Raw genomic sequence first — 15,614 nt, 5'->3', positions numbered from 1 at the left:
CATCGACAGCGGCAGGTACTGCTCGAGGCGCTCATCGCCGCCGACCTCGCCCATGGGCATGACCTCGATGATGGTCATGTCGTGGCCCTCGCTTCCGCACCAGGCGAGCATCGAGGAGAGCTCCTCGTCATTGACGCCGCGCAGTGCTACCGCATTCACCTTGACTGCGAGCCCGGCCGCCTTCGCCGCCCTGATCCCGTCCAGCACCTGGTCGAGCTTGCCCCAGCGGGTGATTTCGGTGAATTTCGCCGGGTCGAGCGTGTCGACGGACACGTTGACGCGTCTGACACCCACCTCATATAGGTCGGCCGCGTAGCGAACGAGCTGGCTGCCGTTGGTCGTAAGGGTGAGCTCGTCGAGATCGCCGCTCTCCAGATGGCGACCCAAGGAACGGAACAGCGTCATGATGTTGCGTCTCACCAATGGTTCTCCGCCCGTGAGACGCAGCTTGCGGACGCCGAGGCGGACGAAAGCGCTGGCCAGCCGGTCGAGCTCCTCGATCGTCAGGACCTCGGCCTTCGGCAGAAAGGTCATGTCCTCGGCCATGCAGTAGACACAGCGAAAGTCGCATCGGTCCGTGACGGAGATCCGCAGGTAGGTTATTGCCCGCCCAAACGGATCGATCATGGCGTTGCCTGCTTGAGATAGGCGATCAGGTTGTCGACCCTCTTCGCGTCGGGAACGCCGGCAAATGCCATCTTAGTACCGGGAACAACCGCTTTGGGGTTGGCGAGATAGCGATGCAGTGTGGCGTCGTCCCAGGTGAGCCCGCTGCTCATCATGGCTGACGAGTAGTTGAATCCGGGAACGGAAGCCGCGTTGCGGCCGATGACGCCGGAGAGGCTGGGTCCGAGCTTATTCTCGCCGGGCTTGAGGCTATGGCAGACGGCGCACTGTTGGAACACCCTTCGGCCCTCCGCGGCGTCAGCGGCAACCGCGTCACATGCAAACAATGGCAAGAGGACAAGTCCTAATAGACCAGAAGCAAATCGGATCATGTGGTGGAGCGCTGGCAAGAAGCGGGGTGCCAGTGGCACCCCGCTAGGCTAGGGAGACGCAGGTTGCAAGCTCGTCAGGTCGTATATTCCTGCGACTTGAAGCTCAGCCGTCGCGTCACTTCGGGCGCATCCGCGATCTTCCGGATGTTGGCCCAGGTCTGCTTGTAGTTGGGGATGATGAACTCGTTGACCCCCTTCGAGATTACGTTGCCCTGCGGGCCGGTTGGATAGGCGAACAGCATGAAGGTTTGCTTGCGCTTGGCCGTCGGCGTCGGCTGGGCCATCGCCTGGGTCGAGCCGTTGTCGTTGTAGACTTCGACCAGATCGCCCGGCTTGATCCCGAGGTCCTGCATGTCCTGCGGGTTCATCTCGATGAACGGCAGCGGCCAGCGTCCCATGACGAAATCGTTGTTCTGGTCTAGATAGACCGACTGCCACACATGGTTGGCCCTGCCGTTGTTGATCAGGAAGGCGAACTTCTCCTTCTCCGCCTGCTTACCCTCGGCCTGCAGCCCGCGCCACTGGGTCGGCATGAACTTCGCCTTGCCGTCCTTCGTGCCGAACTTGCCATCGGTGAAGAGGCGCTTGGTACCGATGATCTTGCCATCCTTGAAATCGACGGCAGGCTCCTGGAATCCGTTCGTGCCCATGACCCGCAGGCGCTGGTAGGTCACGAACTTGCCGCCGGTCGCGTTCTTGTTGTAGCCGTCCATGAACGCGTCTTCTTCGGTCTTCCAGTCGTAGCCCTTGAACTTGTCGGCGACAGCACCTTTGCCGGCCGCCCGCCAGGACTTCTCGAGCGCCTGCGCGAGGCCGGCGACGATGAGGCAATCGGGCTTGGCATTACCCGGCGGATCCATGTACCGCTCAGTCAGACGCATCCGTCGCTCGCCATTCATGGAGGTCAGGTTCATCTCGCCCGACGTCGCCGCAGGAAGGACCACATGGGCGTCTTCGCCAATCTTGCTCGGGATGAGGTCCACATTGACGCTGAAGAGGCCACCCTGGCTAATCGCGGCTGTGATGGCGTTCACCAGGGCGGCGCGATCACCATAGGGCACGCTTGCCATGGCTGCTTTGACCATGGCCGTGCGCTTCTTGTAGATGCGCTTGAACTCGAGCGCGTTCAGCGTCGTCTTGTAGTGGTCGCAGGCCCAGATGTGGTGGACCCCGCCCTTGCCGCCGATCAGAAGCTGGTCGACGTAGGCGGCGGGGCGGCCGACATGCGCATCCGACGGGCGCACATAGCCTTCCTGGTGGCCACCCATGCGCACGCAGCCACCACCTGGCCGGCCAATGTTGCCGGTGGCAAGCGCGATGTTCACCAGGGCCTGGTTGGTGCGGTAGTTGTCGTTGCCCCAGATCAGTCCCTTCTCATAGGCGAACATGGTCCGCCGGCGCTTGCCTTCTTTCGGCTCTGCGATCCAGGCCGCCGCCTTGCTGATCTGATCGGTCGAGAGACCAGTCAGCTTGGCCGCATCCGCGAGGCTGACGTTGTTCGCGGCGACCATGGCGTCATAGTCCGAAGTCGATGCCTGGATGAACGTCTTGTCGACCCAGCCCTTCGCCGCGATTTCGGTCATGATGGCATTGAAGAGAATGAGGTCGGTCCCGGGCTCGATGGCGAGATGCAGGACCTTGTCCTTGCCTGCCTCGACCTCGCAGGCATTGACTGTGGTCGTCCTGCGTGGGTCGACGATGATCACGCGCGCCGGCGCATGAGGCTCGCCCGCGAGCTGCTGCTGCTTCTTCTGCATCGAGGTCCCACGGAGATTTGGGACCCAGTGGTTCAGGAAATAGTTGGTCTGGGTTTCGAGTGCATTAGTGCCGACCGCCACGATGGTGTCGGAGAGCTCTGCGTCCTCGTAGCAGTTGTTGAGCTCGCCCACGCCCATATCGCGGGTACCATGAACCTCCGAGTTGTAGGCAGGTCGGTTGTGGATGCGGATGTTCTTGATCTTCATGCTCTCGAAATAGAGCTTCCCGGTCGCCCAGGTGTTCTCATACCCGCCGCCGGCGCCGCCGTGATCGAAGGCCGAGACGATGAGCCCGTCCTCACCCTGCTCTTCCACGACGCGCCTGGTCACTTCGGCGACGAGCGAAAGCGCGTCATCCCAGGAGGTCGGATACATGCCCGAGTAGCGATAGACCAGGGGATCGGTCAGGCGCTGCGACTGGGTTCCGGTCACCTGCGAATAGGAATTCTCGCCCTGGCGCGCACCTCGGATCGAGCCCAGGCCGGAGTTCACTTCGCAGGCATGGTCAGGCATCAAGATGAGATGAACGTCGCGTCCGTCCTGCTTCACGATGTTGTACATCGCAGGCGAGTACCAGGCGGTGGACTCGGCGCTTTGCTGCTTGGAGAGGTCCTGCTTGAAGAAATTCTGATTGGGTTTCGTGCCACCTTGCTTGTTCACGTCCCAGGAGATCGCCTTGTACCCGCACCCGACGATGCAGTAGTGGCAGACGACGTTCTGGACATTGGCATCCCGGGGAGGGATCGGGAGCCGATCGACGTTGCGCTTGTAGGTCATGGCTAGCCCCTCGCTGCAGAAAGGATGTTGCTGTAGCGGCCATAGATCATCTCGTCGACCGCCTCGGCGAAGATGTCGCCCATGGAGTCGACGCGCAGCCGGAACTGCGCGAGGTTCTGCGTTGCGTGGCCGAAGATCTCCTGACCCCCCTTCTCGCAGTCAAAGCGCGAGTAGTGGCCTGGGCAGTTCAACGACTTGTCCGCTGCGCTGTAGTTGAGGGGGAAACCCTTGTGCGGGCACAGAGTCGAGAACGCCACGATGTCGCGATCCGGGCCGATGCCGCCCTCGACGGTCCGCCCGAGCTTGAGCAGGACGCCCGGGGAATCTTTGTCGGGGTAGGTGATCTGGGTTGGCTGGTCGACCTTGAGGTCCCGGAGATTGGCGAGCTTTTGACTTGGATAGTCGACCCGCGCCAGAGCCGGTGTCGCTTGGGCCTCTCCCGTCGAAAACGCGCTTCCCGCTGCTGTCGCAATCGCGGCCGTGGCACCTCCTCCAAGGAATTGCCGACGGCCGATATTGGCCATCTTGCTGCACGTCTTCATCGGAACTGTCCTCCCCAAGGTTTCTCTTGGCCACGCAGCAGCAATGGCCATGCCATGCCAAAACAACGGGTAAACGCTTTATTTTGAAGAGCTTGTAACTCTGCCCCGTCCGAACTTCTGGACTTTGGGGCCAATCACAGTCCGGTTCCTCGGAGCGGCCACCAAGCCCGCAGCGCAGATCGAAGCCCTTCAGTAGGGCGACAAATCTTGTCGGTCACCGCTACCGGCGGGTCGCCGTCGTCGGGGGACTGGTTGGGCGAGCTGGCCTGAAGACGGGAGGGTGCGTCAGAGCGCTATCTTCGCGGAATCGTCGGGGCCATGCGCTGCTCAATGACTGGAGGCGTTCGCGCCTGACCGAATGTCGAGCTTGCGCATTTTTTCGAAGAGTGTGGAACGGGATATGCCGAGCAGCTTAGCCGCATCCTCGACACGGCCAGAGGTTCTGGAGAGTGCGGCACGGATGTGCTGGCGCTCGGCGCGATCTCGGATCTCGGCTAGGCTTGGCAAGAGACCATCGGACTCGGCTTGTTCGTGCGCCTCAGGGAATAGCGCGCCGGCGCCGATCCATGGCGCAGGCGCAAGCGCCACCGCTCGCTCGACCCGGTTTCGCAGTTCGCGAACGTTTCCAGGCCAGTCGTGCGCCAGTAGCGCTTGCTCGGCCTCAGGGGTGAAGCCATGAATTTCGCGGTTAAACGACTCTGCAAACTCTCGCAAGAAGAACCGCGCGAGCGGAAGAACGTCATCGGACCGCTCGCGCAACGGCGGAATCGCCACCGAGATCACGTTTATCCGGTAATAGAGGTCGCGCCGGAACCGGCCATCTGCAACAGCACGCTCTAGGTCGGAGTTGCTCGCGCACATGATCCTAGCATTGGCCTTGATCGCCGCTTCGCCGCCGACGCGGGTAAAGGCGCGCTCCTGAAGGAGACGGAGGAGCTTTGCCTGAACCGGAATCGCGAGTTCGCTAACCTCGTCCAGGAACAGCGTTCCTTCCCTTGCACGCTCGACATATCCATGGTGCCTCGTCTGAGCGCCGGTGAAAGCGCCTCGCTCATGGCCGAAGAGCTCGCTTTCGATGAGCTCGCTCGGGACTGCCGCGCAGTTCACCGCCATGAACGGTGCCCCAGCACGCGTGGAGAGGCGATGTATGAAGCGCGCTGCGACCTCCTTGCCGACCCCGCTCTCGCCGATGAAGAGGAGCGAGCTGTCGACATCGGCAACCCGCATCAGCAGCGCCTCGACGCGGCGCATCGCCTCGGACGTTCCGAGCACGCCCTCGGATCCGGGGCGCTGGGCGATCAGCCGCGGAATGCGTTGAAGCAAGTCCAGTAGCGCGTAGGGCTTCGCAATGTAATCGACCGCCCCTGCTTTCGTGAGCCGGACCGCCTGCTCGATCTGGCCGAAAGCCGTCACGAAGAGGAAGGGTGTGCCTCCGAGCAAAGGCAACACCTTTAGAAATACATCCTCTCCACTCATGTCGGGGAGCCGGATGTCGCAAACGATGAGATCCGGACGCGCTGTTCGCAAACCATCAACCGCCTGTGCTCCGGTCCGCCACCAATATGGCGCATAGCCCTCGAGCTCAAGCCGATGTACGAGCGTTCCTCCAATCACCGGATCATCCTCGATGACTCCGATTTGGCCCTTCTCACGCGGCATGGAGCGTCTCCTTACCCACCACGACCGGCAGAGTTACGAGTACGCGCGTGCCGCCGGTCGGACGCTCGACCGCGACGCTGCCTTTGAGCCGACGGACCAAGTGCCCGGTCGTCCAGAGCCCCAGGCCCTTGCTCGCGCGCGGAGGCGGCACCTCGTCGGCCTGGTCGAGGAGCGCGGCCATGTCACTGGGTAGGCCCGGCCCTTCATCCGAAACGACAATCCGCAACGCGCCGCCGGAAGATAAGGCGTCGACCGTGACGCATCCCCCCGCCGGCGAAGCGCCGCACGCGTTGAGAAGGAGATTGAGCGTGATCTGTCGCACCGCCGGACCGTCGATTGCGAGCGGCTCCTCGATCCGGTTTCGCCATTCAAGGCGGAGCTGGCGGACGCCTGTCTCGTGCTGCACCAGGAACGGCAGATCGTCGAGGTCGCCCGGCGTGAGGAGAGCGGCGTCAGCCCCGCCCTTGTAGGTGACGAGGGTCGCGCGCGCGACATTGCGGATACCGGCAAGTCCGCGTTTCAGGAATTCCAGGGACTTCCGGAGCACCTCAGGGTCGTCGCCATGCGCCTGGATGGTGTCGATCGCGTTCAACATGCCCCCGAGCGGATTGTTGACCTCGTGCGCCATGCCGGAGGCGAGCCTTCCAAGCATGGCGTACTTCTCCTGCTCGGCCAGATGCGAGGCCAGCGTCTCGCGCTCGCTGACCGCGCGGGCCATTGCATTGAACCGGTCGAAGAGCTGGCCGAACTCACTTTTGAAGCGTCGGCGATGGCGCTCGGGGATCGACTCAATGCGGCCCTCCCGGATGCTTTCGACATAGCGAGCCAGCACACCCAGGGGCTGAAGCATGCGTTTCAGCATGAGATAGCCGCCGATAGCGAAGGCAAGCGTCAATCCACCGTTCACGAGGATCAGAGTTGCCAGGACCTGGTGCCGCACGCGCAGTAGATCGACAATGTCGATTTCCGCCAGCAACCGGCCGACGGCAAATCCCTTCGTCCGTAGCGTTCGCGCGAGCCATGCCAGCCCAGACGCATCATCGATGACGAGACCGTCATCCGCACCGAACCGCTTGCGCAGCTCGTCCGGCACTGCACTCTGCGTGGGAAAGCGAACTGGATCGGAGGCGGCGAGCACTGCGCCGTTTGGCAGTTCCACAATAGCGTAGCGCGCTTCGACACCCGCATACTGGCCACGCGCTCGGTCGAGAGAGTCAAATGCCTCCCAAACGTCGCCGCGGATCACAGCGGGCAGCACGGCCGCCGAGAGCCCGTCGAGATAGGCTCCCGTCAGAAGGGCGAGATTGCTTTCCTGATCCTTGACGAGGCGCGAGAGCACGACTTGCGAGATGGTTACGGCAATCGCCACCATCAGCGCGGCAACAAGGAGCGGAACCTTGAGCGCAAGAGGCCAGCTCGTGACGCTCAGGAGGCGTAGCATCACACCTGCGCTTTCACCAAGAGCCATTTCTCCATGGTGCTCTCATACATGTCGGGCGTCCCCGGTCCGAATTTGTCCAGCGCTAGGATCGACAGAATCTCGCGGCCGAGCTCGTCCAAATGCATGCCAAGAAGCGCCGCCTCGATTGCCTTGACGACCGGGGCGTCCCGCATCGCCTGCAAGGCGACGATGGGAGGAAAGCCAAGCCATTCAGAGCGATAGACGATCCGTGTGTTCCTAACCAGGTCGGGCTCCCTCTCCTGCATGACATCCCACACATAGCCATCAATGCTGCCGCTCTCCGCCAGGCCCGCTCGGACGGCGCGGATCACATTGCGGTGGCCATAGGTGAAGAAGAAGCTATGGAAGAAATCCGCCGGCGTGGTCTGACGAAGTGCCAGGAGCCAGCGAGTGATCAGGTAGCCTGACGTGCTGTCGGGATCGGAGAATGCGTGGACCGTGCCGCGAATCTCGTCAAAGGTCCGCGCACGGCTACGCTCGCTCACCGTCACATAGGTTTGATACAGCGGATGACCCCGGTAGACTGGTACGGCGAGCAACGCTAGCTGGTCCTGGTACTGGACATACGGATCGTCGCAGATCCACGCCGCATTGAGCTGTCCCGACAACAGCATCGCGGTGATCTCCTGGTATGTCCGCCGCTTCACCAGGGTCACCGGTCGCTCGAGCTTGCGTGCGAGATACGCCTGCAGCTTCGCGAGCAGCTCGATATCATTGTCGAGGAAGACCGGAGTGAGGCCGAAACTGACGTTCTCCGAAGCACGCGCAGGCGCGCCGGCAGTGGCCGCGGTCGCTAGGACTCCGCCTAAGACTCCCTTGATGAATTGCCGGCGAGGCAGGCGTGGCAACCTGCCGGCATCCAACCATGTACTGGGCATTGCCTCACCTTGGCGGACTATTGACGCCGGTCGCCGCGTCCCGCGGGCGCCGGTTCTAGTCCGATCAGATTTGTCGAACGTACAGACTAGAACAGCGCCCACGACGCAGCAAATCGGCGTCGGCTCCGACGCGGGCCACACCCCTGCCTGCCCGCGCAAACCCTTGGGGTCGCTTGGAAAGTCGGCCGCCCTTCGCTAGCACACTGCTACGAAAGCGGCTTCTGCTCGGGATTTGCACGTCTTTCTTTTAAAGCCCTTCGCCAGCACCCCAACTCGTTTTTCGGGCCGGTGCCCGTATGGGACCGGCGCAGGTTCGAGACGGAGTGCGCGTCATCGCCGGCAACAAGGCGGCGGACGAGGTCGCGAGCCGGCGGCCTTTGCGCCGGCTCGACAGGTCGTGGCGGCTAAGCCTGCGCTTTGGCGATGAGCTCGCCCGGCCCGCTGATGCCCGGCGTCCACGCCGGCTCGGCATCGCCGATGGGATGAAAGCGTCTGGGATCGCCGACGGCGCTCGCGGCCAAGGTGCGCTTCGTCGAGCGATCGTCGAGGCTGGTAAGGCGGACATGGGGGCCGATGCCGGGGACGCGAACGAAGGCTTCGACCTGCCATTTGCCCTTGAGGCGATCCGCTTCCTGGTAGACTTGGCCGACACGGACCTCGATGCGTTCAAACATGGATCGATCACCTCCTGTCTCGCTGCCGACTGCGACAGAGCCACAATTATCGCTAGCATAAAAAGTGATGTTAAGCGGAATTTTCCTCGAAATTGCGGCAAATATTTTTGACCTGTGGATACTTTTCCCGGACTGCCTGTAAGTCCAGGTGATGCTTGACTCTTGCATGGCTTCCGACCGGCGATAGGCACTGGCGATCGGCAACCGCACGATGCAGCGAGCGCGTGGATGGAAAATGGAATGACCGGCCAGAATCGCAGAATCGGCTTTGATTCGATTCCCATTATCGACGTGGCGCCGTTGCGCGGGCGCAGTGCGGCGGCAAGAGCCGCCGTCGATGCAGCACTCGGAGCTGCGTGTCGCGATGTCGGCTTCTTCCTCATCACCGGCCATTCCGCCGAGCCCGGTGCCCTCGCGCGCCGGCAGCAGCGTCTGCTCCGGTTCTTCGACCTCGCAGCAGAAGCAAAGCGACGTCTGGCACGGCGGCGCTATGAGCCGGCGAACCGCAACGTCTATCGCGGCTACTACCATCCCCTCGACCGGATGCCCTCCTACAAGGAAGGCATCGATCTCGGAGTCGAGCGCGACCGTCCATCCGCCGCAGCGAAGGACGACATTCTGAACGAGCCCAATGTCTGGCCCGAGGAAACCTCGCTTCCGGGATGGCGTGCGGCCATGTGCGCCTATGCCGCCGAGATGGAGGATCTGGGCTTTCTGCTGCTGCACGCGATCGCCCGCCATCTCGGCCTGGAGGAGGCCTGGTTCGATGCGGCGTTCGGCCAAGGTGCATCGACCCTTCGCCTGCTGCACTACCCGCCCAGAACGCCGGAATCCGTCGCTGGCGTCGAAGAGGCGACGCTTTGCGTCCATCACGGCCTCAAACGCACGATCATGACCGCCGCGCATACGGATTCCGGTTGCCTCACCCTCCTCTACCAGGACCGCGTCGGCGGGCTGCAGGTGCGCAACACCGCCGGGCATTGGATCGACGTACCGCCGAGGGAGCATGCGCTGGTGGTCAATCTCGGCGATCTCATGCAGCGCTGGACCGGCGGGGCCTTCCTCGCCACCCAGCACCGGGTGCTCGGCGACGATCTCGGCAGCAGGATCCCGCGCTTTTCCATCCCCTTCTTCTTCGAGCCCGCACTTGATGCGATTATCCGCCCGATCCCGGGCTTGGCCGCCGATGCGGAGCTCGCCGCCGCACCCATCCGCTACGGCGACTATCTCCTCGCCAAGATCCAGCGCTTCACCGAGTTCCGCGACCTGCTGACGCCTGTGCGCAGCTAAGCAACGCGGCCCCCATTCAGATGATCTTGCCCTCGAACGGATGGCGGCCGAGGCGGTCCTCGATTTCGACGACCCAGAGGTCGCTGTCGCGGGATCTCTGGCGGGCGATATAGGCATCGGCCTCGGCTTCCGGCACGGTCTTGCCTTGGAGCGCCCCCATCCAGGCGATTTTTCCCTCGGCGTCGCTCACCTGAGTCAGCACCCGGCACCCTTCCTTGCCGAGATAGAGCTTGATGAGGACGCCGCCGGCATCGGCATCGCCCCGGTGCACGATGGTGGCAGGGATGCCCTCGCCGATCAGACGGCGGACATGGGCCATGACCCAGAGCTCGGTTGGAAGACGGGAGCCAGTCATCAGGTGTCAGGTTTCAGGTGTCAGGTTTCAGGCGTATCGGGAATTTGATCACTGACACCTGAAACCTGACCTCTGTCACCGCAGCGTCTCGAACAGGCGGATCCACATTTTCGCCCTGGGCTCGAGCGAGGAATAGAAGATGTGCTCGTAATCGGTATGCGCGCCATAGCCGTCGGCACCGAGCCCGTCGAGGGTGGGGATGCCGAGGGCCGCGGTGAAGTTTCCGTCGCTGCCGCCGCCGGTCAGCTTCACGTCCTCCAGATCGAAGCCGATCCCGGCGCAGACCTCCTTGGCATGGTCGAACAGCGCCTGGATCTTTTCGTCCTTGCGGTAGGGCGGCCGGTTCATCCCGCCGGTGACCTTGACCTTGAGCTGCGGATCGCTGGCGCCAAGCCCATGGAGCTTCGCCACCATCTCTTCGCCGATGGCGGCGTCGGGCACGCGGAGATCGATCTCGGCCGTGCAGAATTGCGGCACGACGTTGACGCCGGTACCGCCCTCGACCAATCCGACATTGGTGGTGATCCCGCGCTCATAGTCGGTCATGCCTTCGATCGCGAGGATGAGCCGTGCCATCTCCTTGATGGCGCTCCTTCCGTCTTGATGGCGGGCTCCGGCATGGGCAGGACGGCCTTCGATCGCGAGCACGAAACGCCCCACGCCCTTGCGCGAGGTGACGATCTTGCCGCCGTCGCGGGCCGGCTCGGTCACCAGAACGTATTTGTTCTTCTTCGCCTCGGCCTCGATGATGGCGCGGCTGGTGGGGCTGCCGACCTCCTCCTCCGGCACATAGAGAAAGGTGATCGGCAGCGGGCTTTCCTTGCCGCTGCGCACGAGGTGACGGTAGGCATAGAAGGCGAGATGCGCGCCCGCCTTCATGTCGTAGATGCCGGGTCCGTAGACCTTGTCGCCGTCGCGGCGGAAGGGGAGCGTCTTTTCCTTGAAGCCGATGGGATGCACGGTGTCGAGATGGCTCAGCACCAGGATTCCCGGCCCGTCGCCGCCCCAAGGTGTCCGCGCCATCAACACATCGCCGAAGCCGTCGCGCCCCGGCACGCGCTCGATGCCGGCGCCAAGCGGCGCCAGCTCGCCCTCGACCTTGTCGACCATCCGGTTGACGGCCGCGGCATCATGGCTCGGGCTCTCGATGTCGACCCACAGGCGGATGCCTTCCAGGATCTCCTCTGCATCGACCTTGGGCAGATTGGATGCCGTCTCGCGCCTCGCCACCATGACTCGTCTACCTCTCAGCAATTGACCCTAGATCACCACCGTCGCCGCGCTCAAGCCGCCGCTTCCGGCAAGACCTCGGCATGGTGGCAGGAGACGCTGCGGCCCGCGACCAGGCGCGGCTCCGGACGTTCCACCGTGCAGCGTTCCGTGGCATGGGGGCAGCGCTTGTGGAAGGCGCAGCCCGGCGGCGGGTTCAAGGGCGACGGCAGCTCGCCCGTCAGCACTTGGCGCTCGCCGCGGCCGCCGACCTTGACCTTGGGCCGGCTCATCAGCAAGGCGCGGGTATAGGGGTGGCGCGGGGACTCGAAGACTCGCTCGACAGGACCATGCTCCACCGGCCGGCCGAGATACATGACCATGACCTCGTCGGCGAGGTGGTGGACCACGCCCAGATCGTGGGAGACGAAGAGATAGGCGAGCTTGAACTCGTCCTGCAGATCCATGAGCAGGTTCAAGATCTGCCCCTGGATGGACACGTCCAAGGCGGACACCGGCTCATCGGCGATCACCACCCTCGGCCTCAGCATGAGAGCGCGGGCAATGGCGATGCGCTGGCGCTGGCCGCCGGAGAACATATGCGGGTAGCGGCCATACTGGTCAGGCCGCAAGCCGACCTTGGCCAGCATGTCGCGCCCGGCCGTCTTGCGCTCGCCGGCGGAGAGCGCCGTGTTGATGGTGAGCGGCTCTTCCAGGATGCGACCGACGGTGCTGCGCGGATTCAAGGAGCCATAGGGGTTCTGAAACACCATTTGCACGGCGCGACGCAACTCCGATTGCCGGGCGCGGCTGATGTCGTGGGTCGGCCTCCCGTCGATCAGCAGCGCCCCCGCGGTCGGCGGCTCCAGCATGGCGAGCACGCGTGCCAGCGAGGATTTGCCGCAGCCGGACTCGCCGACGACGGCAAGGGTCTTGCCCGCTTCCAGGCTGAATGAGACGCCGTCCACCGCCTTCACCGTATGCCTCGGCATGAACGGCCCGCGGCCGAGGCTGTAGTGGCGGCGAATGTCGCGGGCCTCCATGACCACGGTCATGGGGCGCTCCTGTCGCCGGCTCGTATCGGCGCATGGCAGCGCACGCGGCCATTGCCGTCGGCGGTGAGCGCCGGCGGCTCGCTCAAGCAGCGATCGAAGACGAAGCGGCAGCGCGGGTTAAAGAGGCATCCTTCCGGCCGGTCGCCGATCCCCGGCACGAGACCGGAGATGGTCGGCAGCCGCGTGCGCCTCGGCGTGCGGTCGGGGAGCGAGTCCAGCAAGGCTGCGGTATAGGGATGACGCGGCGCCTGGAACAAGGCTTCGACCGGCCGCTGCTCCACCAGCTGGCCCGCATACATGACCTGCACGCGCTGGGCGGTCTCGGCGACCACCGCCATGTCGTGGGTGATCAGGACCATGGCCATGCCGTAGCGGCTCTGCAGCGAGACCAGGAGATCCAGGATCTGCGCCTGGATCGTCACGTCCAGCGCGGTGGTCGGCTCGTCTGCGATCAGCAGCCTGGGATTGCAGGCGATCGCCATGGCGATCATAGCACGCTGATTCATGCCGCCGGAGAGCTGGTGCGGGAATGAGCCGAGCCGCGAGCCCGGATCGGGGATGCCGACCTGGGTCAGGAGCTCGATCGCGCGCTCGCGGCGGCTCCTGCCGGTACCGCCCTCATGCACCTTGAGGCTTTCCATGATCTGGAAGCCGATGGTGAAGCACGGGTTGAGGCTGGTAGTCGGCTCCTGGAAGATCATCGCCATGTCCTTGCCGACGATGGCGCGCCGCTCGGAAGCCGACAGGCCGAGGAGATCGCGGCCGTCGAAGGCAAGACGCTCGGCCGAGACCCGCGCGTTGGCCGCGAGCAGGCCCATGACCGCCAGCATGGACACGCTCTTGCCGGAGCCGGATTCGCCGACCACGCCCAGAACCTCGCCCTCGGCCACGTCGAGATCGACCCCGTCGACCGCGCGGAAGAGGCCGCGCGAGGTCACGAACTCGACCGTCAACCCGCGGATTTCGAGGAGGGACATCAGCGTTTCAATTTTGGATCGAGGGCGTCGCGCAAACCGTCGCCCATGAGATTAAAAGAGAGCACGGTCACCAGGATCGCCAGGCCGGGTATGGTCACCACCCACCAGGCCCGCTGCACGTATTGCAGCGAGCCCGCGAGCATGGTGCCCCATTCAGGAGTCGGCGGCTGAGCGCCGAGGCCGAGAAAGCCCAAGGCCGCCGCATCGATGATGGCGTTCGAGAACCCCAACGTCGCCTGCACGATCAGGGGCGCCATGCAATTGGGCAGCACGGTCTGGAACATGAGCCGGAGGGGGCCGGCGCCGGCCAATCGCGATGATGCCACATATTCGCGGGTGAGCTCGCTCAAGGCCGCGGCGCGGGCGAGACGGGTGAAATGCGGTAGCGTCACGATCGAGACCGCGAGCATGGCATTGAAGAGGCCGGGGCCGAGGATGGCGACGATGACGATCGCCAGCAGCAGGCCCGGCAGCGCCAGCATGATGTCCATGAAGCGCATGATCAGGATCTCGACCGCCCCGCCGGTGAAGGAGGCGATGAGGCCCAGCACCGTGCCGGTGAAGAGCGACAAGGTGACCACGATGAGACCGATCAGCAGCGACAGGCGTGCGCCGTGGATGAGCCGGGAGAAGATGTCGCGGCCGATATCGTCGGTGCCCAACGGATAAGCCATGCTGCCGCCCTGCTGCCAGAAGGGCGGCAGCAGGCGGAAGTCGCGGAATTGCTCGATCGGCGACAACGGTGAGAGCGCGTCGGCGAAGATGGCGATGAGGGCAAGGCAGACGATGACGACGAGACCGGCGACCGCACCCTTGTTCTCCGAGAAGGAGAGCCAAAGCTCCTTCAGCGGGCCGGGCGGCTCACTAATGGCGGATGCCGCCCGCGGAGGATCGGCGGGAACGCCGACCATCAGTGCCGGATCCTGGGATTGAGCACGCCGTAGAGCAGATCGACCGCGAGATTGACCGCCATTACCAGGCTCGCCACCAAGAGCACGCCACCCTGCAGCACGGGATAGTCGCGCCGGTTGATCGACTCGATGAGCCAGCTGCCGATACCGGGCCAGGAGAAGATCGTCTCGGTCAGGATGGCGCCGCCCATGAGCGAGCCCACCTGCAGGCCGATGACGGTGACGACGGGAATCAGCGCATTGCGGAGCGCATGCATGCCGATGACGCGGGCCACGCCCAGGCCCTTGGCGCGCGCCGTGCGGATGTAGTCCTCATGCAGAACCTCCAGCATGGAGGAGCGGGTCATACGGGCGATCACCGCCAAGGGAATGGTGCCGAGCACGATCATCGGCAAAGTCAAATAGCGCAAAGCCGAGACGAAGGAGCCCTTCTCGGTCGAGAAGAGGGTATCGATCAGCATGAATCCGGATCGCGGCTCGATGAAGAACAAGGCCGCGATGCGGCCGGAGACCGGGGTCCAGCCGAGCTGTACCGAGAACAGGAGAATGAGCAGAAGCCCCCACCAGAAGATCGGCATGGAATAGCCGGTGAGCGACACGCCCATGAGGCCGTGGTCGAAGATGGAGCCGCGCTTGACCGCGGCGACGATCCCGGCCGGCAGGCCAAACAAGAGGGCGAAGAGCATCGCCGCCGTGGCGAGCTCGAGGGTGGCGGGAAACAGCGTAACGAACTCGGTCAGGACCGGTTTCTTGGTGATGATCGAGATGCCGAGGTCGCCATGGGCGAGGTCGCCCAGATAGACGAGGAACTGCCACCACAGGGGCTGGTCGAGCCCCATCTCCGCCCGCAGCATCGCCAGACGCTCGGGCAGGATGCCGCGCTCGCCCATGCGCACCTCGATCGGGTCGCCGGGCACCAGATGGATGAGCATGAAGCTGAGAAGCGTGATGCCGAAGAAGGTCGGGATCACCAGGCTGACGCGGGTAAGGACGAACCTGAGCATTCTCGCAAATCGGCAAGGACGCCGGCGGACGGGTCAATCCCGTCCGCCGGCCGCCTCGACGCTGGA

The 15,614-nt window shown here is 64.0% G+C and carries 15 protein-coding genes; 1 reads left to right on the top strand and 14 read right to left on the bottom strand.

The window, feature by feature from the left end; genetic code table 11:
• From moaA to HY058_06965, 8 genes are all read right to left on the bottom strand, one after another.
• Window positions 1-627: GTP 3',8-cyclase MoaA (gene moaA, locus HY058_07000; protein ID MBI3497033.1), on the bottom strand; the 627-nt coding region annotated here is incomplete at its 3' end.
• Entirely contained in the window at window positions 624-998 is a 375-nt protein-coding gene (locus tag HY058_06995) for a cytochrome c family protein (protein ID MBI3497032.1), read from the bottom strand. The genes HY058_06995 and moaA, both read right to left, overlap by 4 nt.
• 74 nt (window positions 999-1,072) lie before the next feature.
• On the bottom strand, window positions 1,073-3,532 hold the full coding sequence (locus tag HY058_06990; GenBank protein ID MBI3497031.1) for an arsenate reductase (azurin) large subunit: 2,460 nt from the start codon (window positions 3,530-3,532) through the stop codon (window positions 1,073-1,075).
• A gap of 2 nt (window positions 3,533-3,534) precedes the next feature.
• Window positions 3,535-4,074 (bottom strand): arsenate reductase (azurin) small subunit, encoded by a 540-nt coding sequence (locus tag HY058_06985; protein ID MBI3497030.1) that lies wholly within the window; start codon window positions 4,072-4,074, stop codon window positions 3,535-3,537.
• A gap of 327 nt (window positions 4,075-4,401) precedes the next feature.
• A complete protein-coding gene (locus tag HY058_06980; GenBank protein MBI3497029.1) occupies window positions 4,402-5,733 on the bottom strand; it encodes a sigma-54-dependent Fis family transcriptional regulator in 1,332 nt (443 codons plus the stop codon).
• Window positions 5,723-7,201, bottom strand: a complete 1,479-nt coding sequence (locus HY058_06975) for a HAMP domain-containing histidine kinase (GenBank protein ID MBI3497028.1) — start codon at window positions 7,199-7,201, stop codon at window positions 5,723-5,725. Before HY058_06975 ends, HY058_06980 begins: the two co-directional genes overlap by 11 nt.
• Complete coding sequence (locus HY058_06970; protein MBI3497027.1) at window positions 7,174-8,073, bottom strand: PhnD/SsuA/transferrin family substrate-binding protein; 900 nt, start codon at window positions 8,071-8,073, stop codon at window positions 7,174-7,176. The genes HY058_06975 and HY058_06970 overlap by 28 nt, the downstream gene beginning before the upstream one ends.
• A 404-nt stretch (window positions 8,074-8,477) precedes the next feature.
• Window positions 8,478-8,747, bottom strand: a complete 270-nt coding sequence (locus HY058_06965; protein MBI3497026.1) for a hypothetical protein — start codon at window positions 8,745-8,747, stop codon at window positions 8,478-8,480.
• 240 nt (window positions 8,748-8,987) lie between these two features.
• Between HY058_06965 and HY058_06960 the strand changes: the two genes are divergently transcribed.
• Window positions 8,988-10,037, top strand: coding sequence for an isopenicillin N synthase family oxygenase (locus HY058_06960; GenBank protein ID MBI3497025.1), 1,050 nt, complete (start codon window positions 8,988-8,990; stop codon window positions 10,035-10,037).
• A 16-nt stretch (window positions 10,038-10,053) separates the two neighbouring features.
• On the opposite strand, the gene HY058_06955 is transcribed toward HY058_06960, so the two are convergent.
• From HY058_06955 to HY058_06930, 6 genes are all read right to left on the bottom strand, one after another.
• Complete coding sequence (locus tag HY058_06955) at window positions 10,054-10,392, bottom strand: DUF1491 family protein (GenBank protein MBI3497024.1); 339 nt, start codon at window positions 10,390-10,392, stop codon at window positions 10,054-10,056.
• Window positions 10,393-10,467: 75 nt separating this feature from the next.
• On the bottom strand, window positions 10,468-11,625 hold the full coding sequence (locus HY058_06950) for a M20 family metallopeptidase (GenBank protein ID MBI3497023.1): 1,158 nt from the start codon (window positions 11,623-11,625) through the stop codon (window positions 10,468-10,470).
• Between the two features lie 50 nt (window positions 11,626-11,675).
• Window positions 11,676-12,656: a dipeptide ABC transporter ATP-binding protein gene (locus tag HY058_06945; GenBank protein ID MBI3497022.1), complete on the bottom strand. Its 981-nt coding sequence runs from the start codon at window positions 12,654-12,656 to the stop codon at window positions 11,676-11,678.
• Window positions 12,653-13,633: an ABC transporter ATP-binding protein gene (locus HY058_06940; GenBank protein MBI3497021.1), complete on the bottom strand. Its 981-nt coding sequence runs from the start codon at window positions 13,631-13,633 to the stop codon at window positions 12,653-12,655. Before HY058_06940 ends, HY058_06945 begins: the two co-directional genes overlap by 4 nt.
• Entirely contained in the window at window positions 13,633-14,544 is a 912-nt protein-coding gene (locus HY058_06935; GenBank protein MBI3497020.1) for an ABC transporter permease subunit, read from the bottom strand. Before HY058_06935 ends, HY058_06940 begins: the two co-directional genes overlap by 1 nt.
• Window positions 14,544-15,548 (bottom strand): ABC transporter permease subunit, encoded by a 1,005-nt coding sequence (locus HY058_06930; protein MBI3497019.1) that lies wholly within the window; start codon window positions 15,546-15,548, stop codon window positions 14,544-14,546. The genes HY058_06935 and HY058_06930 overlap by 1 nt, the downstream gene beginning before the upstream one ends.
• Window positions 15,549-15,614 lie beyond the last annotated feature (66 nt).

Source organism: Pseudomonadota bacterium, from assembly GCA_016195085.1.
Taxonomy (GTDB): Bacteria; Pseudomonadota; Alphaproteobacteria; order SHVZ01; family SHVZ01; genus JACQAG01.
The sequence above is the reverse complement of the archived record's forward strand: the minus strand, read 5'-3'. Positions and strand labels throughout refer to the sequence as shown.